This is a genomic window from Biomaibacter acetigenes (genome assembly GCF_003691585.1).
Taxonomy (GTDB): Bacteria; Bacillota; Thermosediminibacteria; order Thermosediminibacterales; family Tepidanaerobacteraceae; genus Biomaibacter; species Biomaibacter acetigenes.
Genome location: NZ_CP033169.1, coordinates 2,592,952 through 2,615,301, shown reverse-complemented (window position 1 = coordinate 2,615,301; position 22,350 = coordinate 2,592,952). Strand labels below are relative to the sequence as shown.

Genomic DNA, 22,350 nt, shown 5'->3' with positions numbered 1-22,350 from the left:
AAGGAAGAGGGAGCCTAATCTATAGATGGTATCAAGGGAACAGGATGGTTGACAACCTAAGATAGGCAAATATTTTATCGAAAAAGTGCTAAAAGGGATGGATGAAATTTATAATGTATTTTTTGATTCCGATATTGAGAAGGCGAGATTTTTATGAGTTCAGAAACAATATCAGTTGCTTATTGGTTCTTTAGACTTAATGGATGTTTAACAATCACTAACTTCATAGTTCATCCAGAAAAACGTGGATCACAAAGAACTGAAGCGGATATTTTAAGTGTTCGGTTTCCTTATAGATGCGAGCTTAAAACTTCTAGTCATCCGATGGAAGACTATAAAGAATTTTTGAAGTTCCCTAACAAGATACAAATAATTTTTGCTGAACTTACTAGAGGAGAATGCAAACTAAATAAGCCTTATCTTCAGCCGAAGAAGAAAAATATCGAAAGCATATTATATGCCTTGGGCGTCTTTCCAGAAAATTGTGTAGATAAAGTCGCTAAAGAAATTTATAATAATCAATTTTATGAAGATGAAAATATAGTTTTTCAGTTTTTTGCAATTGGCAAAGAAAAACGTGATACTCTTAAATCTAAGGTAGTTCAACTGACATGGAATGAAATTCTTGTTTTTATTTACAATCGTATGAAAGAATATTATAGACAAAAAGTTAATCATCAACAATGGGATAAATATGGGCATCAACTTTATGATGATTCTATAAAATCTAGTCAAGATGATTTTATTAAGACTTGGCTGAATAAATTATTGTAAATTAACTTAAAAGAATAATCCATACTCCGCGCTGCTAAAAAAAATTTAAATTTTTATTGCCTTCTGGTGGATAAGGGAAATTTAGAATAAACAAATTGAAAGACCAAAAAAGGGAATCTGATTTCAGTATAGAATATTTATAATGTTAGTCTTAATAAAAAAGTGCGGTAAGTGTTTCAATGGGAGAGGAAATTCATGCTGGAAAAAAGAGTGGGAACTATTCATCATATTGTTATTGCATTAATAGATGCATTTTTAGTGAATCTGGGTTATTATTTGGCTTTTCAGTTTAGGTTTGAAAATATTCCGGCTGCAAACTTTGCCGATTATGTAAAGTTGATTCCATGGATTATCATAACAGCATTTATTATATTCAAAATTTATGGACTATATGATATAGAGCGGAAGACTTTTACCGAGCTCTTATTTTCTGTCGTCCTGTCATTGATCATGATCATGGTGTTTACCATGGCGTTGACCTTCTTTTACAGGGGTTTCGCATTCCCGCGAAGCGTATTTGCGATTGGTGCGGTGATTCAAGTAATCCTCATTGCTTTATGGAAAGGGATTTGCCTGATAGTAATAAAACATCTTCATGGAGTGCAGAAAGTTCTGCTGGTAGGCTCAAGAGAAGAAGCTTATAAAGTGGTCCGAAAGTTTCAGGATATGTCACGAGGCTGGTTTGAGGCTAAGTACATAATAGATGAGGAAAATATTAATCATATAACAGATGCCATTTCAATGGTGGATATAGTTTGTTTATGCCCGGGGCTTTCGCAGGAGTTGAAAAATGAGATTTCGGTGATGGCCCTTGAAAAGAGAAGGAAGATTTTACTCATCCCTGAACTTTATGAGGTTTTTCTTGCCAAATCTTCATCCACTCAGATCGGCGATATTCCTGTCTTTGAATTGATTGACCTTACTCTTACTGCAGAACAAATGATTATAAAAAGAATTCTAGATGTCATTGTATCTATCATAGGACTGATAATTTCTTTTCCAATAATGTTATTGATTGCAATTCTAATAAAGTTAACTTCCCCTGGTCCAGTATTTTATACTCAAGAACGAGTGGGGCTTTTTGGTAAAACATTTATGCTGTATAAATTCAGAACTATGATAAATAATGCGGAAAAATTCACCGGGCCGGTGTTAGCCACTGAAAAGGATCCCAGGATAACACCTATAGGGAGGATCCTCAGAGCTACACGCTTAGATGAGCTTCCGCAGTTAATAAATGTCTTTAAAGGTGAGATGAGCATGGTGGGGCCCAGGCCTGAAAGGCCTTTTTTCGTGAAACAGTTCAAACAGGAAAATCCCCACTATAAATACCGCCATATAGTAAAACCTGGCATTACGGGTCTTGCTCAGGTGCTGGGCAGGTATAGCACCAGTGCTGATGATAAGCTCAGATATGACCTTATATACATAAGAAATTATTCTTTTTTACTGGATTTGAGAATATTATTCTTAACTATTAAGGTGGTTTTCATGAAGGATAGCTCTAAGGGACTTGATGAATCGGAGGATTATGAGAATTCGCTTTTGGCCGGTATCGAAATACTTACGCATGATAATATCGCGGCGGCCAGAGAGAAGTAATATATATAGAAAAGCAGGAGGAATAGCATGACAAAAATTTTTGTAACCGGAGGAGCAGGTTACATAGGAAGCCATGTAGTAAAGTTATTGGGGCAAAAGGGCTATGAAGTGATGGTTTATGACAACCTTTCTACCGGAAATCAGGATTCGGTGCTGTATGGGAAGCTGATGAAAGGCGATATACTGGACTTTGAGAGCATAAAGACTGCGATGGCGGATTTTCAGCCCGATGCGGTGATGCATTTTGCAGCAAAGATAATAGTGCCTGAGTCGGTGGCTGAACCGCTGAAATATTACGAAAACAATGTGTATGGTGCAGTAAACGTGATTAAAGCTATGAAAGAATGCAAGGCAGATAAATTTATTTTTTCATCTACGGCTGCTGTATACGGTGAACCGAAAGAAATGCCTTTATCGGAGGACATGCCCCTGAGTCCGGTAAATCCTTATGGCCGGAGCAAAGCCATGGTGGAAAGGGTGCTGGAGGATTTCTCAAAGGCTCGGGATTTCCGTTATGTATCCCTCAGATATTTCAACGTTGCCGGGGCAGACCCGGAAGGCAGAATAGGGGAGACGAAAAAAGATGCCACCCACCTCATAACCATGTGTGTAAGGACCGCCTGCGGAAAAAGAGATAAAATGTATGTTTATGGGACCGATTATCCCACCCCCGACGGTACATGTATAAGGGACTACATCCATGTCATGGACCTGGCGGATGCCCACGTGCTGGCCCTGGAGTATTTACTGGAGGGCGGTAAAGGTGATGTTTTCAATTGCGGTTACGGTCAGGGATATTCGGTGCAGCAGGTGGTAGATGCGGCAAAAAGGGTTACCGGAGTAGGTTTTCCAGTGGAGTATGCTCCGAGGAGGCCCGGCGATCCTCCTGAGCTTGTGGCCGATTCTACTAAGATAAAGCAAAAGCTTGGCTGGAAACCTAAGTACAACGATCTGGGTTTTATCATTAAGACGGCCTGGGAGTGGGAAAAAAAGATATTGTGATATTAGAAATGAGTCAGGGGACGATTCCGTGCGCCACGAGGCGCACAGTATATAGCAGAAAACTTTATGGTAAGGCATAGCCCGAAGCAAATGACTGCATGAAGAGCCGGATGCCTTAATTAGGCACGTCCGTTCTGTGAGGGGCATGGGCCGCAAGGCCCATGTCTACTCGACTTGACTCAGTGCAGCAAAGTGAGTTAGAGAACCGTCCCGTGGCTCACATTCCCTGGCTCATCAGTCACTTTGATAATTGCATATGCTATGAAGTTGTTACCGGGACGGATTTGGTGACAACATTTGATACCGGACAACCAAAATAATATAATAAAAACAGGAGAATGTAACATGAGCGACTGGCACAGCGATTTTTACGCTGCAATAAAAGAACTGTCACATCCGGAAGGTCGAAAAAATGGTGGAGGATATCTTTAGCATAAATGATGTAGAAGATGTAAGAAACTATTTAAACTAAGATTACAAGGGAACGAGCCAGGACGGCTGCTAACATAAATTTAGCACAAGAACCTTTCCGGGTGAATTAGGGATGCCTTGGTGATTAGAAAGCTGGTAATTGCAACGGATGTTAAAAAGCATCCGGTGGAGTGTATATTTTTATGTTTAATAATGATTTTTATGCTCTTGTAAAAACATTAATTATTGAGATTCTTGGCTTATTATCTAAATGCGTGAGCGATCATAAAAAACCCCCGGCAGAAGAAGCCCTCATACTTTTCAATCTTATCGAAGAAGATAATTTTCAATCTACGCCGTCCGAGATGCGATATCCGTTATCATTAGTACCTATAGTATCTAATTATATTATAGAGAATTCTTCCGATTACAGGAAGTTTTCCAGGATACTTTTAAATGATGATTTATTCAATAAATTTATACCCAAAAAAGAAAGAGGTCCTATAGGAGATTTTACTTTTCCCATGGAATTTTTGGTTTCCATATTATGGAGGTATTTAAATATAACAAAATCTCTTGATTGGAATAATCAATGCTTCGATGAAATATTTCTGCAAAGTAAAAATGTTTGGGAAAGAGGCTCGTATAACATAGAATTTGTTGTTCCACTTTTAGGCATAAGCGGCACATATTACTTTCCAGAGGTTGAACTTGATGCGAAATGGCGTATCCGCTCGATTAAGAAAGAAGAGTATCATTTAATAGAAAAAATAAAGGGCTATCTCAGACTTCCTGCGGTAATGGTGTATTCTGCAGAAGCTTATCCGGTAATAGGATATGTATTAGCATGTAACAAACATGAGATTGAATTTGATAAGTTTTCAGCAGGATGGAATATAATAAAACCGGAATTTCTTCCTTTGAAAGAAATCCGTTCTATTATTTCGGTACTTCAAGCCGCAACAAGTGTCGGTGAAATGAATCACTGGTTTTCTATAGATAGTCCGGTTGTGATTTATAAGACTGATGAATGGGCTGCTAATCCTTTTGGAAATCCTTTTTCACCCTGCTTTTCCTGGCCTTTAGATACTTGCCCAATAGATAGGGAGTGGTTTATCCCCGGCAAAGACTGGGATAAATGGCTAAAGAAAATGTATGACTTTATAAATAATGCTGACCCAGGTCGGCGTGAAAGATATAAAAATGCACTTCGATGGTTTGCAAAAAGCATAAGCTGTAAAGATGCGGATGAAAGGCTTGTAGATTTATTTATAGCATTGAACACTTTATGTTGTGAGGAAATAAGGGGAAGAGGCATAGGGATAACTATAGGGGAGTTTTGTTCAAAAAGACTGAATAATAATACTGAACAACAACGGAAATGGAGAAAGTATATAATAAAAGCATACGAAAAGATACGGAATGCACTGATTCATGAGGGACTGGATATAGAAGTCTTGAACAAAATGCTGGTCGAGGATACTGAACTTGAAAGTGCCGATCTTTGCGCAAATATGTTGGAAATCGCTTTCCGAGGTACATGGAATGATATAGTATTAAACGGATAGCATTTTTTATTCATAATTAATTTGTGCCGCCAGCGGTAAAACGGAGTGGAGGATTTATAATGAAGATTTCTAAAAGATTGCTTGATGAGCTCGTCGATGCATATGAGGATAATGATCCTATGCACCAATATTTTTTGAATGTCAAGACGGGGGAAGTTGAATTTTTGACAGATTATGAACCTGACGAAGAGCTATCCGATAGGATAGAAGAAGGTTTCGGCGAAATCTACTTCAGGGTTCCCCGAATATCGTCATCTGAGGGTTATGATGTAATGGAAGAATTTGCAGAAACAGTTGCTTCATCAAAGATAAGGCAAAGGCTTTGTGAGGCATTAAACAGGTCCAAAAAAGTATTCAGGGAAAGCCAAAAAAGAAATAAACGACATAAACATTGAAGAAATGACCCTCAGCTTTGTATGCAACAAATTTCCGGAAAAACTCATATCGTATCTAAAAAAAACACGACAAAAAAATAGAAAAACCCATAGACGGCATATATTATATAAACGGTGAATGGATTCCTGTACAGATAATAGTTCAGAGCGAAATAAGAAATGTCGAAGAAAACTTCGCTCTATACTACTGAGCGACAATGAATATTTTCAGGAAGCATTGAAAAAATACTTTCAAACAATAACAGGCGAAAAAAGTTCATCAGAAGCGAAAAGGCTTCTTGAAGCCGCCTTCAGGAAAAACATAATAAAAGCTGTGGAGGTGTATAAGATGTATGAGGACATGATAAATGAAGAAGTTCAGGAGTATGTGATAAAGACATTAAAACAGACCAAGCTAAAAATCTATACCGAGCAGGAACTGAAGAAGGTAGAAGAAAGAGGAATAGAAAGAGGAATAGAAAAAGGAATAGAAAAAGGAATAGAGGAGGGCATGGAAAAAGGTAAAGAAGAAAAAGCGAAAGAACTAGCTATGAAGCTGCTTAAAAAGAAGCTTTCAAATATTCCAGATGATATTATCGAAACCATCAAGAAAACCCGGGACATCAGGAAGGTCGAAAAAATGGTGGAAGATATCTTTAGCATAAATGATGTAGAAGATGTAAGAAAGTATTTGAATTAAAATTGAAAGCATGGCTATACTTGAACATTGAGGCTGCGGCAAACCTAATTCAAAAACAAAATTTGGGGGTAATTAATTTGGGGGGTAATATAATTGAAAGTAAGAAAATTGGGTTTTTTGGATTCTTTTTTTATGGTGATAACAGATGTATTAATAATTAATGCCGGATATATTCTGGCATTTATTAGGGTTTGCCTTTCCCAGGAGTGTATTTTTAATAGGAGCAATGATACAATTTCTGCTGATATTGCTGTGGAAAATATACTGTTTATTTTCAATTAAGCGCATTCATGGCGTACAAAAAGTAGCACTGGTAGGTTCAAAAGAAGAAGCTTTTGAAGTGGCACGCAAATTTAAAAATATATCGGATGGATGGTTTAAAATAGAATATGTGATAGATGAAAGATAATATCGACGAATATGTACGAGTTCTTTCTTTCAAAGTCTAATTTTACCAGAATAGATGATATGCCGGTGTTTGAATTAGATGAATTAAATCTTTCTTTTGACCCAAATTGTATTGAAGAGATTTTTTGATATAATACTTTCTATAACAGGTCTTTTAATTGCTGTTGTTCCTATGGTCATGATTTCGTTATGCATAAAGCTGACTTCACCAGGGCCCGTCTTATACCATCAAAAAAAGAGTAGGTCAGCATGGAAAACCATTTATACTTTATAAATTTAGGACAATGATAGATGGTGCCCATCGCTTCTTCCACCATCTCCCTGCCCTTTCACAACAACCTCTCTGATGAAGAGATAGACTACGTGGTGGAAAAAGTAAGGGAAGGGATAGAAAAGTTCGGGGGATGAGGAAATAATTTTATTCAAAAGACAGACATGAGGGGAAACAGGGATTTAATTCAAAATGGCGTAAACGGCATATTGGTGCCGGTAAATGACATTGAGACTACAGAGAAGGCTATTGACAGGTTAAGTCGTGATGAACAACTGAGACAGAAGAAAGGCCGGGAAGGCAGGAGAATAATAGAAGATTTTCGCTGGAGGACATGGCCGAAATTTGCAGACGCTCTTGTCGGCGTTTTAATATATTTATTTGCAATCAAATTATCAGAAGATATTAAAAGTTTGCTGGTGAATATTGCTGCCAAAGGCTTCCAAGATGTTACAATGCATACGTGATTGGCGGAAAACCGGAGCCGGTGCAGTTGTTACAGATTACGAATCTATCAAGCAATTGTGCGATGATTGATAAACCTGGCAATGTGATTTATGTTTATTATGTTGAAGGTGAAGAAGAAGAAAAACCATCTATTTTAAGTTATTTTAAATACTTTAAAAAATCTTCCAGTGTTATCCCAGCCTGTTCTAATATGCTTTTTAACGTTCCTTTTGCAATTTCATAGTGCCATAGGTATTATAACAACTTTTTTATTTGCACCTGATTTTACATATTTTGCATGGCTACCTTTTTGCGATACCTTTTTAAATCCTAACTGCACAAGAACTTTTATTATATCGTCTGGAGGGAGAACAGGATACTTTGATCCCATTATAGCGCTACCTCCATGGTGGTTATAAAAGTCTGATAATAGGAGATATCCGGTTTTTCATTTTCATAATATAACTCCAATGCTTCACGTAAATTGTTTAGCGCTTCCTCGATTGTTTTACCCTGTGAAGCTACGTTATTTTCGATACACTTTGCGACGTACCAGTTTTCATCTTTTTGAACTACAACCGTAACTTTTATACTCATATACAATCACCTCAAGATAGATTATATTTATATTATATCATCTTTCTAATAAATTAGACACTCAACTTTCGCAGGGATAGATTATAGAGATTTAATTAATATGCATTAATTAATAGCCAAAAATGCAAAATTTTTGGAATTGATAGCACCTACCTGTACAAATCCACAATGAACGCAGAAGGGAAAAACAAAAAAGAAACAAACGACATAAGCCGCCTTCAGGAAAAACATAGAATCGGAGGATTATGAGAATTCGCTTTTGATTAATTAATAATGGTATAATTTAATTAATCAAAGTGGGAGGTGTTAAAATGATTGTTAATGCAACAGAGTTTAAAACAAGAGCAGGAAAATATTTAGAAATTGTAGATAAAGAAGAAGTTATTATAACAAGGAATGGTAAGGAAGTAGCTAAACTTATACCAATTAAAAATCAAGGGACTCCTAATGCAGATTTTTTATATGGGCTTTTAGCCGATAAAGAAAAAAAGGATGTAACGGCAGAGCAAATCAGAGATGAGAGGATAAAAGAAAAATAATTATTCATCACGTTAGATTGGTGAAAATTGCATTTTTGGTCAGGTTTTTTATTTAGTATACATCGGATGATTGTCAAGGGGATGGGATTGTTGACACTTTATAAAATATGCTACTCTTGAACTGATTTACACTATAACATCACCGACGAACTGGATGCTGGATCGATAAAATATAGATAAAATATAGAGTCAGGATAATAAAAATAAAACAACAAAACGCAGAGAAAATACTTTGTAGATAAACTGCTGGACAGAAACAATGAAATAAATTCAGCAAACATTAAAATAAATTCAGCCGCGCACAAAAAAGCACGGCTTTTTTAGCCCGCATGTTTGTAGAATGAGCTACTTTATGCTACTCCAGAACTCATCTTCCTGCATTTTTAACTGTAACTTCAGTATTTTTTTCCATAAGTTCCCCGGTATTTCCTTTTGCAATGCATGGCTTATTTTAGTCCTTAACAGCGACCCATCAGATAAAACCTTTTCGTAGTAAAATGATCGGTATTTTTAACCATGACCCAACCGTTATTGTCACAATAACGTTTTAAATCTCGAAATCTAGGAGGCATGATGCACCTTTAAAAGCGACTTTATCTCTTCGTCCGAATCACAAAGTAAAATTCTAAGAAGGTAAGGCAAGTGGTGTTTACGGTTGGGAGCATTAAGAAAAAGTTGAGACCTTTCCATATAGTCTTGAGCATATATTTTCAAATCTTGTATAAGCTCATTTAAGGCTTCTTCTTGTGTAGGACCGTTAGCCGCAAGTTCCAGTATATCTATAGATACGGTAAAAGAACAATCATTTTCGGGCAATAGATCTACATCAAGAACATAAGCCGAGAGCATATCTTTCAGCAAATCCTTGCGCAACATTAATACCTCTTGATCCCGGTTTCTTCTGATGACCGCCGGTTCCCGCTCATTAAATACCATATTAAATACCCGAGAAAAATCGTTTCTTGCCTCGGTAAAACCATATTCATTCAGCATATAACCACCTCTTCAATAAGTCTAGCATAAATGTGCAATATGTGCAAGATGAACTTTCATCAATTAAGTCATTGATTCTAGTGTAGAAACCCTACTTTTTTACTTCTTTTCACGAACCTTGATTTTCAGATGCTGATTTTACTGCTCTTTCCAAAACATCAAATGCCAATGCTATTCTCCCGGCTTTCTTGATGTTTGACAGGAATGAGACAGGGGACGGTTCTCTGACTCACTTTTGAGTCAAGGAACCGTCCCCTGTCTCATTCAACATCATAGAAAAAGGAATAGAAGAGAAAACAAGGGAACTGGCCATAAAAAGCAATTTTTACAGCATAAAGAATGGAGGAATACGGATGACCAGAAAACCAGCCAAAGATGACGAAAAGATACTGATTTTGAAAGCAACTGCATCGGATTGGGAAGGTAGAGTCAGGGGAATGCCCTACAGGGTCATAGCAATACCCGAGAAGATGAGTTTATACGACCTGGCGGAAATCATTATCGAAAGCTTTGGCTTTGATTTTGACCATGCTTTTGGGTTTTACAGCAATATAAAAAGATGGCCCAGATCCGATGAAGGCTATGAATTATTTGCAGATATCGGCGAAGGAGAACAATTTCCCGGAGTTTTAAAAGAGCCAAGGTTGGCAAAGTCTTTAACTATGTAAAGAAAAAATGTTGTTTTTATTTGACTACGGGGATGAATGGCATTTTATTACGCAATTAATGAGAGTGGAAGAACCAAAAGAAAACGAAGAATACCCCTCTGTTCTGGAAAGTTACGGCGAGGTTGAACAGTAAGGTTATTATGATGAAGAATATGAGGCTGATGATGAAGAATGCGAAGATTAGTTATTGAGTATTTGAAAAAGTTAAGCTGTGGAATTTCCACAGCTTTTTTATATCCTAGTCGATGCGAAGAACTGATATTAAAGTTGAAGTTCTTGAAAGTAAATATTATAATTAAAAGTAAAGAAACATTGAAGGAGGTAAAGAAATCATGCATAGCGTAAAACTATCAAGCAAAAACCAAATTACTATTCCGGCGCAAATATGCAGGGCACTAAAAATAAAAAAAGGCAATAAACTTTTGATAGAACAAAAAGATAATAGAATTATATTAACACCGGAGCCGCAAGATTATGTAGAATACTATTATGGAATCGCAAAGGGAACCTATGGCAAATGCGCTGAAGAGATGGATGAGTATGTTAAAAAGGAGAGAGAAGATTGGGAATAGACGTCTTGATTGACCGCATTAAACAGGATAAAAAAGTGCTGATAGATACAAATGTCCTTATTTATTTTTAGAAGGAAATGATGAATTTGGCTTGGCTTCAAAAAAAGTTCTAACATTAATAAAAAATGCCGAAGTGAAAGGCTATGTTTCTGTCATCTCTCTTGCTGAACTGCTCGTGAAACCCTTGAAGATGAAAGATGCAAAATTGGTTACTGAAATAAATAAGTTTATTAATAATTTTCCTAATTTGAACCTGGTTTCTGTAGATAAACATGTGGCTACTGTAGCTGCACAGATAAGGGCAGAGTACGGGCTAAAAATGCCCGATGCTTTGATAGTATCGTCCGCAATATCATTAAAATGCGGTATCATTACAGTGGATACAGGATTTAGAAAAATAGATATCCCCATCTATGATTTAAAAAGTTTTGTTTGAAGCGCCATTTTATTTTCAAAATCATTCACCTATAAATATTTTCAAAATAGATTAGCCACGTCTTGGCGCGGCTTTTTTAGTCCGCATGTTTGTAAAGCATCTGTCGTAGATAAACCGCTGATTAGGGGAGGATTTTTATGAGCGTAAAATCTAAATTTTATGAGCAAAGGTGCCAAAGGGCGGTAAAAGCTCTTATTAAAAACGGTTTTGATGCCATATATGTGCCCACCAGAGAGGAAGCGGCAAAAAGAGCCGTCGAATTAGTGCCCGAAAAATCCAGCGTAGGGGTGGGCGGTTCAGTTACCATACATGAACTGGGCATTGTGGATGCATTATTTTGACAAAATATAACAAAGTCCGAGGAGGATTTTTATTTTTTTTGTGGTATTAATTTATAAAACATGTACAAGGGGGATGCACATGAACTATTTTTTTAAAAAATTCGTGCTAGTACCGGTAGTAATTTTCACACTGATTTTGTTTGAAGTTTTTTCGGCGCCTGTTTTAGCAAATACCCATAACAGCGGTATTGCAGGAATTGTGCCCAATAAATTGATGGTGAAGTATAAAGGGCAGCCTGACACAGTTTATGAAAAGGGATTTTCCCTTAAAGCCTCCGGGTCGGAATCGAGTTATACGGTAAAAACCATTGATTTGAGCCCCGGGGAAAATGTTTTTGAGGCCATCGAAAGGATGAAAAAGGACCCAAATATTGAATATGTCGAACCGGTGTATATTTATAAGATAGCCGATACATACAGATCCGACGATAAATATGGAATAAAAGATTATAAAACGCAAAACGCGGTCAATGATGCAGAATTTAATAATCAATGGTGGATTTTAGCTACTGAGATGGAGAAGGCATGGGAAAAGGTGAGCGAGGATAGGAGAAAAGATGTGACGGTGGCTGTGCTGGACACCGGTATTGACAGCGACCATCCTGATCTTGCCGGGAGCATCGTCCCCGGATATGATTTTGTGAATGGCGATAGTGTTCCGGAGGATGATAACGGCCACGGCACCCATGTGGCCGGGATTATCGGGGCTATAGCCAATAATACTATAGGGATCGCCGGCGCAGCCAGCGGAGTAAAAATAATGCCGGTAAAGGTTCTCGATGCGAACGGCGAAGGAGATTCCGGGAAAATTATAGAAGGAATTAAGTGGGCGGTAAATCACGGAGCCGATATAATAAATATGAGCCTTGAACGGTCAAGATACATAGTTGATGAAAGTGGGAAAACGGTGGATGCTTTCAGCCAGATCGAATATGAGGCCATCCAGTATGCGCTGGAAAAAGGTGTCATTATGGTGGCAGCCGTAGGAAACGAAAGCAACCACTGGACAACCGATGAGCCCGGGGACCTGGACATCGTACAGAATGACAAGAAATATGATTCGCCCGTCGGTTATCCTGCGGCGTACAGCGGCGTATTGGGCGTGGGGGCCGTGGATTGGTATAGCAATACGGGCTTTATAATCGCAGATTTTTCCAATACCGGCGATGAGGTGGATGTGGCAGCCCCGGGAGTGGGAATTATCAGTACATATCTTAACAGTAATTATGAGTACGAGTCGGGCACCTCACAGGCCGCGCCCATTGTGTCCGGGCTGGCGGCGCTGTTAAAAGCCGGCGATGAGTCCTTATCGAACGAAGATATAGAGAAAACCATAATGGAAAGCGCCATCGACCTGGGTGAACCCGGCGTCGATACGGAATTTGGTTTTGGGCTGGTAAATGGATACCGGGCCTTCAACCTTCCCAGGCTGGAAATAGTGCCCGACACTCCATACCCGGACACCAAAGGCAGGATAACGGGCGAGATCATGGCCAAAGCCTATAATAACACAGTAAGTCAGGAGGTTTACGGGGCGGTTCAGGTATTTGTCGACAGATATGATTTTGATAATAATAGATGGCTTTTGGTGACGGATATCGATAATACTGTGGTGGATATGGTCTACGGTTCCGGGAATCTTGATATAGTTTTGCCCGATGCGGGTTATTTTTCATTATATGCTGATGAATATGTTTATGGCAGCCAGAATACCGAATTCATCAGCTCAAGGCCAATCTACATGACTTTTAAGCCGCAAAAGCCGGTGGCCAGCCTGGCGCCGGGAACGTATAATAGCTCCCAAACTGTGGCTTTGACCTGCGGCACCCGGGATGCAAAAATATATTATACTCTGAACGGTGAGGAACCGACTACCTCATCCCTCCTGTACCAGACGCCCATTACCATCAGCAGTTCCGTCACCATAAAGGCTATATCCTTTAAAAATGGTGTGACAAGCGATGTAGGCGTCTACAGCTACACCATCAACCGTACGGACGATGGTGGTTTGACTTCGGGGGGCTCCGGCGGATCAGGAGGGGCTGGAAGCACTGCCGAGCCGAAGCAAAATGAAATAATCAAGACAAAAGATGATTCCGGCAGAATAAAGATGCTGGTAAAAATATCCCCCGATCTGGTGGAAAAGGAATTAAAGTCGCTGGATAAAAGCGATGTTACCCTTGATGTAACCACTCAAGATGCCGTAGACAGTGTAGAAGTTGAAATGGATGCAAAAACGCTGGATAAAGTTCTGTCAGCCCACAGGGGAATAGTTATAAAATCAAATAACGTTGAATTTAAAATGGATGCTGATTTTTTAGCCTCAGGCGGCGGGGTGGAAAAAGATGGCGGCCTGAGATTGACTGTCAATGAATCGGATTTTGAGGCGAAGGATATAGAGGCTACGAGTGGAGCTGCTCCTGTATCGAAAATATTTGAGTTTGAGATCTATTCCGGTCATAAAAAGATAGGGCAATTTGCCAAACCGGTGACGGTTACAATGAAATACGATGCAAAGAAAGTTCTCGATATCAACAAGGTAGGAGTATACTGGTTAAATGAAGCCACCCACAGATGGGATTATGTCGGAGGGAAGGCCGTCGATAAAGGAATTACTTTTGAGACCGAACATTTTTCAAAATATGCGGTTATGGAATACAACAAGACGTTTAAAGATATTACTTCTCACTGGGCTAAATACGATATAGAGCTGATGGCTGCAAAGCATATCATTAAAGGAGTATCGCAAAACGAATTTGCTCCCGAAAGAAGCATCACGAGAGCGGAATTTACCGCTTTGATAGCCCGGGCGCTCAATATCAAAGAGCAGGGTGCCCAAAGCAATTTTATCGATGTGTCCGATGAGGCTTGGTATAAAGACGCCGTTATGGGCGCCGCCAGGGCAGGCATAATTTCTGGTGTTGATGCCAGCCATTTTGCGCCGGAAAAGAAAATCACAAGACAGGAGATGGCGGTGATAATTGTCAAGGCTTATTCATATGTGACCGGCAAAAAATTGAGTGACATATACACCACATCCGAAGTTAAGTTCAGGGATGAGGGTGCTGTAAACAGTTGGGCCCGAAGCTATGTAAGGCTGGCCGACGCGCTGGGCCTCATGAACGGAAATCCTGACGGCACTTTTGCTCCCGGTGACAGTGCCACCAGAGCTCAGGCTGCAGTCATAATAAAGAGAATGCTGGAAAAATCGGGCAAACTTTAAACGCTTTATGCACAGTAACTTTTAGACAAGAATTTACTTCTGTTTTCTGAAATCTTCTGCCGGCGCTAACCATCGGGTCTGTTGCTGGCAGACAGAAAGCATGAGTTTGAACAACTGATAGCCACGGTGATAATCCTTGTAGATAAGCTGCTGGATGAAGAAACTATAGAAAAATTTTGCAAAAAACTTGGAGAACTGCCCTGCGGGTACAAAGAAAGAATTCTGGGTCAGGATAGGCAGACTCTTGAATTGATTGTGGAAAACATTTTTGAGATTGATTCGCTAAGCGATCTTGACAGATTCTTGAAGCAGTGAAAGATAGCGAGTAGCCCACCCTTAGTGGTGGGCTACTTCTTTGGCGTAAAACCTTCCTGAGGAGGTATTGTCATCGGCAGTGTTGGCGGTTAGCCCACCCTGCATGATAGTGCTTTTCGGTTGGGCTCTGGAAAAGTCTGCTGCCAGCCAATAAAGTGATGCCTTATCCACACTTGGGATTCATTAAAGTTTTGTCAACGCGGAACACACCGCGAAGGTTTTTGCGACCCAAAAATGATTTCGCCTAAATTATTTCCGTTTAAATTCACTCTAATCGATGTAACTCATTATAATTTTATTATCATATTATGTAGTAACCGACAAAGAAGATAAGCCAATGGCCTTCAATAAAAGAGCAATAAAGTGGACTTGATTATTTTAAGGGGAGGTGTAGACCTATAATGGCTGACGGAAGCGTGACCATTATTGTTAAAGACGTTAATGACATTTTAATAGATGGGTTTAAGTATATTATCAATTTAAACAATGTAGGAGACCCTCAAGTGGAACTCCCTGAGAATAGCAGAGATCCATCTTTGTTTCCATCATTAAAACCGGTAGAAAGTTACAGTCCTGTAATCTTGACGGGAGAGAGTGCAACTTCTCAAGCAAGCGTGACAATACCCGAGGGAAAATATATAATTTCTGTTCTGGCACCCGGGTATAAGATGGGTGGCAATTGGGTGACGGTGCTGCCGGGTGATGATACTATTGTAGAAGTAAAACTATATCCAAATCCACTGCCGCTGTCAAAAATAAGGGTCCGTGTTTTTGAAGACAATCACCCTGTAAATGGGGAAGATGATATACCCCTGGAACGTGGATTAAAAGGGTTTCGGGTAGTAATTAGCGATGCTGTCGGTGAAGTAACCGTAGACTATTTTGGGAATCCACTAGGAACCCAATACGAGAAGGATATAAATGGGGATATAGTGTTCGATTCTTCAGGAAACCCAATTCCCATACCTGATACAGGAGGAGTTGTTCTTACAGATGAAAATGGATTGGCCTTGATAGACAATATTCCGCCCGGGAAATATGCAGTTCAGGCAATACCGCCGGATGGAACGGATTGGATACAAACTACCACTATTGAAGGAACTCATGAAATCGATGTATGGATTGAAGAAGGCAACGATGGATATAGCCCGAGGGAAGGGTTTAAGGTTCCATTAGTTTGGATAGGTTTTGTGAAACCCATGAAGTTTGAAGTAAAGCCTCCTTCAGAAGTGGGAACCATAACCGGCAGGATAATGACAGTTATAGAATTTGTACCACCTTTTAGACCTTTAACTTTAGGAAGACCCGTGGAAAGACCCTGGATTGCCCTTACGGACATTGGGGCAAATGACCAGCAGGTATATACGGGAAGAGGAAATGTTGATGGTACCTTTACAATAGAAAACGTACCGCCGGGCATATATCAAATGGCCATATGGGATGAACCTTTGGACTATATTATTTCTTTCCGTACAGTCCAGGTGGCAGCAGGGCAAACGGTAAATATGGGGGATATAGGCATACCGAGATGGTACGGATATATTGAAGGCGATGTATTTTATGACGAGAACGAAGACGCTGAACCGGAACCTGGAGATACAGGGATACCAAATGTCGAAATGTTTACAAGATTTAAAGATGGCAGTATTCAATATATGACCATATCTGATATGAAAGGAAAATATCTGTTTAACGAGGTATTTGAATTAGAGCGTTTTGCAGTGGCTGAAGTCGGTTTCACCAGGTTTAAAAAAACCGGGGGAACAGCCATACCGGATTATGGCAACCCTGCACAGAAGCCACCTATAACAGAGCAGGGAGCACTGACTATGGCGGAGTTAACCTGGGCTGCCAAGACCAATAAGATTGACTGGGGTAAAAAGGCTTACGGCTCGGCGGAAAACGGCGGAATTTCAGGTATGGTTTATTATGCCACCATGAGAAATGAAACGGATCCAAGGATGGCAGCAGCCGAAGATTATGAACCCGGGATACCCAATGTGACGGTAAATCTTTATGCCACTGAAGAAATAGACGGGCAAATAGTTCAGGGACAGCTGATTAGCACGGTGACCACCGATGCATGGCAGCATCCTACAGGCTGTACGGATGCGGATAATAATCCTGTACCTTGTTTGGAAGTCCCCAATATATCAAATCAAATCAGGCCTGGAGTGTTCGACGGAAGATATGCTTTTGAACCATTACCGAGTGGCACTTATATAGTGGAGGTAGTACCGCCAGCCGGATATAAGGTAATAGACCAAACGGGTTCCGTAAATACCGGCGAGGGAGATGAATATTTTATAGATACAACCATAACTTCTAGGGCACGAGGCTTGAAGGAAGAGATTTCCGCTACCGGCTGTATAGATGAATGGGCCCGGGACAAAAAAGACCTTATGACACCGCCGCCTTACTATGAGCCGCCGGAAACTCCCGGGTTAATAGATATCTATAAAAAGATAGTCAAAGTTATAGAGGGCAGAAATACTACGGCAGATTTCTTCCTGTATACAGATGTACCGGTGCCGGGAAGAATAGTAGGTTTCTTATTGGATGATGTGAATATAGAAACGGACCCTGGCAGGATATATTTTGGGGAAAAGAGGGGGATACCAAATACTCCGGTTGGAATAAGGGATTTTAAAGGAAAGCTGATTACCACGGTCCATTCGGATTTAAATGGGGTTTTCGAAGTTTTGCTGCCGTCAACTTATACACGGAATGTTCCCATACCGTCGGGAGTTGTTCCGGGGATGTATTTAGTGGTTGGAAATGATCCTGGAGACCCGGACCGTCCCAACCCATTATATAATCCAAATTACCAATCACTGATATTGGTGTTTGATGTATGGCCGGGAAAAACCACTTATGCAGATGTAGCATTATTCCCAATCACAGCGTTTACTGGAGAAGTAGGTGGAGCCCAATTTGCACAACCACCTCAATGCAACCTGAAAGATGATGTTCCGCAGGTATTTAAGCTAAGCAGAGTTGAAGCAGATGCAGATAGTTTAAATGACATGGATAGAACCTTTACTATTTACGGGAGAGGATTTGGCAGCTCCGGGAAGGTGACTTTAGATGGTGTGGAAATTGATATTATTGACTGGACCCCTACAAGTATTGAGGCAAAAATTCCTCCAGGCTTCACAACCACAGGACCTGCCCAATTGATAGTAACCAATGCCCTGGGTAACAGGAGTATAAATGGCATCACCTTCCATGTTCGCAAGAACAATATTTATTGGCCAGATATCCTTCATGTAAAAAAAGATGGAACCGGGGATTATACCACGATTCAAGATGCTATAGATAATGCACCAGACGGAACCATCATAGTTGTACATGAAGGGACATTTTATGAAAGTCCGATCCTGTACAAGAATGTGAAGCTTCAGGGCCTGGGGCCGGGAGGATTAGACCCGAACAATAATCCGGTAATCGGTTCCGTTATAGATGGCAGGTTCTTCTTATCTTATCTAGATCAATGGCTGGCAAAGCTTGATAGTATTGATTTTGACGGACCGGAGCTGGTGGATCCGGGTCAGGTCAAGGAGATAAGCAGAGGGCAAGTAATTACGGTTGTAGCTAAGGAAAACCGGTTTTCATCCGGCTTTAGACCTCAAATTGACGGGTTTAAGATAACGGGAGCAAGGGGAGAAGACGGAGGAGGAATCTATATCAATGCCCACTGTAACTATCTTGTTATAAGCAACAATGTAATACAGAGCAATGGTGGAGGATTTGGCGGAGGAATTACTATTGGAAAGGCCTATGCAGGTAATAATTACAATTCCAATATAACCATAAGCCATAATCAAATTCTAAATAACGGCGGCATTAGTTTGGCAGGCGGTATAGGAATATTTAATGGGGCCGATGATTATTCCATTGAATACAACTTTATATGTGGAAACTATTCTGCTGAATACGGTGGAGGTATTTCACATTTTGGCCTGAGCAGGAGGGGAAAGATCCATCATAATATAGTTCAATTTAACAATTCCTTTGATGAAGGGGCAGGAATATTCATAGGCGGAGAGCAGCCTGTACCACCGGCTGTATTGACCAGAGGTTCCGGAGAAGTTGATATATATAACAACCTGATAAGAGGTAATGTGGCCAATGATGACGGGGGAGGATTAAGATTATTACAGCCTCTTGACTATAGAATTAACATATATAACAACATGATAGTAAATAATGTTTCTACAGATTTAGGCGGAGGAATAGCCCTGGATGATGCTTCAAATGTTGTCATTGTAAACAATACTATAGCTAAAAACATTACTACAGCTACAGCCGAAGATAGTGATAGGCTGGCCCACGGAGCAGGCCTTGTCAGTGAACTCAATAGTGCAGCATTCCAGGCCGTACTCCCACCAGGGTCTGATAATTTTAGCAATCCTATATTATTCAACAATATTTTTTGGGATAACAGAGCCGGAATCTATGATCAGACTTTGAACGGTGGAACCGGGGGAATTTGGGGAATTGGAAATTATGGTGAGCCGGTAACGGTTATAGATTTGGAAGTATATGGAACCAACCAGACCTTTAATCCAGTATATTGCATTCTGACAAATCTTTATGGCGGTGGAAGCAACAATATTGTATCGGATCCGCTGTTTGTAGAAGAATACAATATTAAACTTTCAGCTGTAGCCTTCAACATGGAACCGGATTTTATATCGGTAAAAATTGTAACTGTAGTTCCGGAGATTTTGGGAAATTATCACATAACTGGTGGTTCTCCTGCCATTGACCAGGGGGTAAGTTCTATAACTGATGGCACGACTACTTATTTTGCACCAAACACTGATTTTGATGACAATCCAAGACCGCAGGGCGCAGGCTATGACATTGGTGCCGATGAGTATATGGCCTAGGAAAGGGGTGTATCAAGTGGCTGTTATAAAGAAAAGATATGGTGCCACTGACGGGTGGATAAACATGCCCGATGGCACTGTTCATTATATATTTGGTTTCTGTGACATAACCGATGTGCCTGAAAATGAAGTGTTTAGCTATAGAGGAAAAGCAACTTTACTTGCACCATTGTTAGAAGTATACGAAGGTGATGAAATTTATCTAACTTTAACAAATTTGGGTTTTCCTCAAAGACCGGATTTGGATGATACTCACACAATCCACTGGCACGGGTTTCCCAACCAAATATCATTATGGGATGGAGTACCTGAAGCTTCTATCTCGGTGCCGGTAGGAAGAAATTTTGAGTACTATTACGAACCATTAGACCCGGGCACTTATATGTACCACTGCCATTTTGAACCGGTAGAGCATATACAAATGGGAATGGTAGGCCCCTTGATAGTTAGACCTTTGATAGAAAAGGATCCAGACTATACGGGAAGAAAGTTTGCATATAATGATATTTCTACTGAATACGACAGGGAAGCTATTATATTTGTAACAGAAATGGATGCACGACCTCACCACTTAGTAGCCAATGTTCAAGTTTTTGATTGGACTGATTATTGTCCTCAGTACTGGATGATAAATGGCAGAGCCTATCCGGACACAGTAAAACCGCCAAATGATCCTTCATTTCCTTCGCAACCTTACTCTGCCTATATAGAAGGATTCACCGATGAAAAAGTATTGCTGAGGTTTGTGAATTTAGGTTTTGAAAATCATTCCATTCAGATAACAGGCATTCCTTTTAAAGTAATAGGATTGGATGCAAAGCAGCTAAAAGGATTAAATGGAGAAGACTTAAGTCAATGGAGGAATGCAGTATATGTGGCTCCAGGCCAAACTGTAGATGCAATAATAACACTGCCGGATGCAGGCAAATACATTTTATATAATAGAAGTCTGCAAAGGAACACTAACAATGGGATTCCATCAGGCGGAATGATGACAGAAATAAATGTTTTAGAAGTATAAAGGGGGGAGAAGAATGGCGGTAATAAATTTATGGGCAAAGCAAGGCTATATGAGCACTCCGGATGGCCAAAGCATATACTTTTGGGGTTACTCCAAAGGAGCAGCTGAACCGGCTCAGTTGCCGGGTCCTCCTATAATAGTTAAACAAGGTGAAGCCGTTACTATAAATTTAACAAACAACCTGCCTGAACCTGTATCTGTTTTCCTGCCGGGCCAGACAGGAGTTAAAGTGGGTTCTCAATTTGTTAAACCTCAATACAGTGGTGGAAATTTAATTTCCTTTGTGAATTATGCTTCCTCCAATGGGGGGACCGTTTCTTATACTTTTACACCAACCCGTCCCGGAACCTATATTTACGAAAGTGGAACCAATCCTCACAAGCAAGTATTATTAGGATTGTATGGAGGGATTGTGGTAAGGCCGGAAGATTACGATGAAAATACCAGCAGGACCGCCTATGGCAGCGGTACTGATACGGAATTTGACAGGGAATATCTGATAATATTTTCAGAAATTGACCCCAGTCTTCATCAAGCAGTTATTGAAGGAAAACCGTATATGATTAGTAAACACCATCCTCGTTACTGGACTATGAACGGACGATGTGCTCCCGATACAATGCTGCCTGATAATGCACCCTATTTGCCCAGTCAACCTTATGGGGCTATGGTGATGGCAGAGCCAACAGAAAAGGTTTTGATAAGGTATATTGGTGCGGGGATTGACAGTCATCCATTACACCCTCATGGCAATCATACCAGAATAATAGCTATGGATGGAAGGCTGTTGAAAAATGGAGCCAGGGATAGGTCCTTTAAACGTTTTACCGTTTTAGTAGGTCCGGGGCAAACTTATGATCAGATATTTCAGTGGACTGGGTTAGGGTATACTCTGGATAATCCAATACCAACTATAATCCCAAATCGAAGAAATCTAGGCATAGGAGAGGCGGGCTGGACTATGTGGAGTGGAAGTCCGTATTTGGGAGAAAAGGGTGAGATACCGGAAGGTGTAGTATCTTTTAACGAAGTAGGAGAGTATCATTTCATGCTCCACTCTCACTCAGAGCCTAAGATTACAAATTGGGGCGCCTTTCCGGGAGGAATGATGACTATGATTTCCATATACCCGACCGGTTTTCTGAGTCCAGATGTCGGGGTATTAAGTCAGCCTGTAGGGAAGGAGTGAAAGT

The 22,350-nt window shown here is 40.1% G+C and carries 25 protein-coding genes; 21 read left to right on the top strand and 4 right to left on the bottom strand.

The window, feature by feature from the left end; translation table 11 throughout:
* Positions 1 to 153 precede the first annotated feature (153 nt).
* The 11 genes from D2962_RS13250 to D2962_RS17650 all read left to right on the top strand — a co-directional run bounded on the left by D2962_RS13250 (position 154) and on the right by D2962_RS17650 (position 7,801).
* A complete protein-coding gene (locus D2962_RS13250) occupies positions 154 to 774 on the top strand; it encodes a hypothetical protein (RefSeq protein WP_122015250.1) in 621 nt (206 codons plus the stop codon).
* Positions 775 to 969: 195 nt separating this feature from the next.
* Positions 970 to 2,376 (top strand): sugar transferase, encoded by a 1,407-nt coding sequence (locus tag D2962_RS13245; RefSeq protein ID WP_122015249.1) that lies wholly within the window; start codon positions 970 to 972, stop codon positions 2,374 to 2,376.
* A gap of 27 nt (positions 2,377 to 2,403) precedes the next feature.
* Positions 2,404 to 3,378 carry a UDP-glucose 4-epimerase GalE gene (gene galE / locus D2962_RS13240; RefSeq protein ID WP_122015248.1) on the top strand — a complete coding sequence of 325 codons (975 nt, stop codon included), beginning with the start codon at positions 2,404 to 2,406 and terminating at the stop codon, positions 3,376 to 3,378.
* A gap of 614 nt (positions 3,379 to 3,992) precedes the next feature.
* Positions 3,993 to 5,357 carry a HEPN domain-containing protein gene (locus D2962_RS13235; RefSeq protein WP_122015247.1) on the top strand — a complete coding sequence of 455 codons (1,365 nt, stop codon included), beginning with the start codon at positions 3,993 to 3,995 and terminating at the stop codon, positions 5,355 to 5,357.
* Between the two features lie 59 nt (positions 5,358 to 5,416).
* Complete coding sequence (locus D2962_RS13230; protein ID WP_122015246.1) at positions 5,417 to 5,752, top strand: UPF0158 family protein; 336 nt, start codon at positions 5,417 to 5,419, stop codon at positions 5,750 to 5,752.
* A 217-nt stretch (positions 5,753 to 5,969) separates the two neighbouring features.
* Positions 5,970 to 6,431, top strand: a complete 462-nt coding sequence (locus D2962_RS13225) for a DUF4351 domain-containing protein (protein ID WP_162991228.1) — start codon at positions 5,970 to 5,972, stop codon at positions 6,429 to 6,431.
* Positions 6,432 to 6,657: 226 nt separating this feature from the next.
* Positions 6,658 to 6,840, top strand: coding sequence for a hypothetical protein (locus D2962_RS17655; protein WP_147421271.1), 183 nt, complete (start codon positions 6,658 to 6,660; stop codon positions 6,838 to 6,840).
* Positions 6,841 to 6,936: 96 nt separating this feature from the next.
* Positions 6,937 to 7,113 carry a sugar transferase gene (locus tag D2962_RS19925; protein WP_162991227.1) on the top strand — a complete coding sequence of 59 codons (177 nt, stop codon included), beginning with the start codon at positions 6,937 to 6,939 and terminating at the stop codon, positions 7,111 to 7,113.
* Positions 7,067 to 7,186 carry a sugar transferase gene (locus tag D2962_RS19920; RefSeq protein ID WP_122015799.1) on the top strand — a complete coding sequence of 40 codons (120 nt, stop codon included), beginning with the start codon at positions 7,067 to 7,069 and terminating at the stop codon, positions 7,184 to 7,186. The genes D2962_RS19925 and D2962_RS19920 overlap by 47 nt, the downstream gene beginning before the upstream one ends.
* 88 nt (positions 7,187 to 7,274) lie before the next feature.
* A complete protein-coding gene (locus D2962_RS13205) occupies positions 7,275 to 7,577 on the top strand; it encodes a hypothetical protein (protein WP_122015243.1) in 303 nt (100 codons plus the stop codon).
* 26 nt (positions 7,578 to 7,603) lie between these two features.
* Positions 7,604 to 7,801, top strand: coding sequence for a hypothetical protein (locus tag D2962_RS17650; RefSeq protein ID WP_162991017.1), 198 nt, complete (start codon positions 7,604 to 7,606; stop codon positions 7,799 to 7,801).
* Here the strand turns inward: D2962_RS17650 and D2962_RS13200 are convergent.
* On the bottom strand, positions 7,796 to 7,948 hold the full coding sequence (locus tag D2962_RS13200) for a type II toxin-antitoxin system HicA family toxin (RefSeq protein ID WP_222927543.1): 153 nt from the start codon (positions 7,946 to 7,948) through the stop codon (positions 7,796 to 7,798). The genes D2962_RS17650 and D2962_RS13200 overlap by 6 nt on opposite strands.
* On the bottom strand, positions 7,948 to 8,154 hold the full coding sequence (locus D2962_RS13195) for a type II toxin-antitoxin system HicB family antitoxin (protein WP_120768845.1): 207 nt from the start codon (positions 8,152 to 8,154) through the stop codon (positions 7,948 to 7,950). Before D2962_RS13195 ends, D2962_RS13200 begins: the two co-directional genes overlap by 1 nt.
* Positions 8,155 to 8,465: 311 nt before the next feature.
* On the opposite strand from D2962_RS13195, the gene D2962_RS13190 reads away from it, so the two are divergent.
* Entirely contained in the window at positions 8,466 to 8,693 is a 228-nt protein-coding gene (locus D2962_RS13190; protein WP_120768847.1) for a type II toxin-antitoxin system Phd/YefM family antitoxin, read from the top strand.
* Between the two features lie 561 nt (positions 8,694 to 9,254).
* On the opposite strand, the gene D2962_RS13180 is transcribed toward D2962_RS13190, so the two are convergent.
* Entirely contained in the window at positions 9,255 to 9,686 is a 432-nt protein-coding gene (locus D2962_RS13180) for an exoribonuclease R (protein ID WP_120768851.1), read from the bottom strand.
* A 353-nt stretch (positions 9,687 to 10,039) separates the two neighbouring features.
* On the opposite strand from D2962_RS13180, the gene D2962_RS13175 reads away from it, so the two are divergent.
* The 6 genes from D2962_RS13175 (at position 10,040) to D2962_RS13150 (ending at position 15,241) form a co-directional block, all read left to right on the top strand.
* Entirely contained in the window at positions 10,040 to 10,354 is a 315-nt protein-coding gene (locus D2962_RS13175; protein WP_120768853.1) for a hypothetical protein, read from the top strand.
* A gap of 332 nt (positions 10,355 to 10,686) precedes the next feature.
* Positions 10,687 to 10,926: an AbrB/MazE/SpoVT family DNA-binding domain-containing protein gene (locus tag D2962_RS13170; RefSeq protein WP_122015242.1), complete on the top strand. Its 240-nt coding sequence runs from the start codon at positions 10,687 to 10,689 to the stop codon at positions 10,924 to 10,926.
* Positions 10,927 to 11,017: 91 nt separating this feature from the next.
* Entirely contained in the window at positions 11,018 to 11,362 is a 345-nt protein-coding gene (locus tag D2962_RS13165; protein WP_122015241.1) for a type II toxin-antitoxin system VapC family toxin, read from the top strand.
* Between the two features lie 137 nt (positions 11,363 to 11,499).
* The gene (locus tag D2962_RS13160; RefSeq protein WP_122015240.1) at positions 11,500 to 11,703 is read left to right on the top strand and encodes an LUD domain-containing protein; all 204 of its coding nucleotides are present in this window, start codon (positions 11,500 to 11,502) and stop codon (positions 11,701 to 11,703) included.
* Positions 11,704 to 11,782: 79 nt separating this feature from the next.
* Positions 11,783 to 14,926 carry a S8 family serine peptidase gene (locus D2962_RS13155; protein ID WP_162991226.1) on the top strand — a complete coding sequence of 1,048 codons (3,144 nt, stop codon included), beginning with the start codon at positions 11,783 to 11,785 and terminating at the stop codon, positions 14,924 to 14,926.
* 81 nt (positions 14,927 to 15,007) lie between these two features.
* A complete protein-coding gene (locus D2962_RS13150) occupies positions 15,008 to 15,241 on the top strand; it encodes a hypothetical protein (protein WP_122015238.1) in 234 nt (77 codons plus the stop codon).
* Positions 15,242 to 15,262: 21 nt separating this feature from the next.
* On the opposite strand, the gene D2962_RS17645 is transcribed toward D2962_RS13150, so the two are convergent.
* Complete coding sequence (locus tag D2962_RS17645; protein ID WP_162991225.1) at positions 15,263 to 15,412, bottom strand: hypothetical protein; 150 nt, start codon at positions 15,410 to 15,412, stop codon at positions 15,263 to 15,265.
* Between the two features lie 230 nt (positions 15,413 to 15,642).
* On the opposite strand from D2962_RS17645, the gene D2962_RS13145 reads away from it, so the two are divergent.
* From D2962_RS13145 to D2962_RS13135, 3 genes are read left to right on the top strand one after another with little or no spacing between them, the layout of a single operon-like run.
* A complete protein-coding gene (locus tag D2962_RS13145; protein ID WP_122015237.1) occupies positions 15,643 to 20,136 on the top strand; it encodes a choice-of-anchor Q domain-containing protein in 4,494 nt (1,497 codons plus the stop codon).
* Positions 20,137 to 20,152: 16 nt separating this feature from the next.
* Positions 20,153 to 21,157, top strand: a complete 1,005-nt coding sequence (locus D2962_RS13140; RefSeq protein ID WP_122015236.1) for a multicopper oxidase domain-containing protein — start codon at positions 20,153 to 20,155, stop codon at positions 21,155 to 21,157.
* A gap of 13 nt (positions 21,158 to 21,170) precedes the next feature.
* On the top strand, positions 21,171 to 22,346 hold the full coding sequence (locus D2962_RS13135; RefSeq protein ID WP_122015235.1) for a multicopper oxidase domain-containing protein: 1,176 nt from the start codon (positions 21,171 to 21,173) through the stop codon (positions 22,344 to 22,346).
* The last annotated feature ends 4 nt before the right edge of the window (positions 22,347 to 22,350 follow it).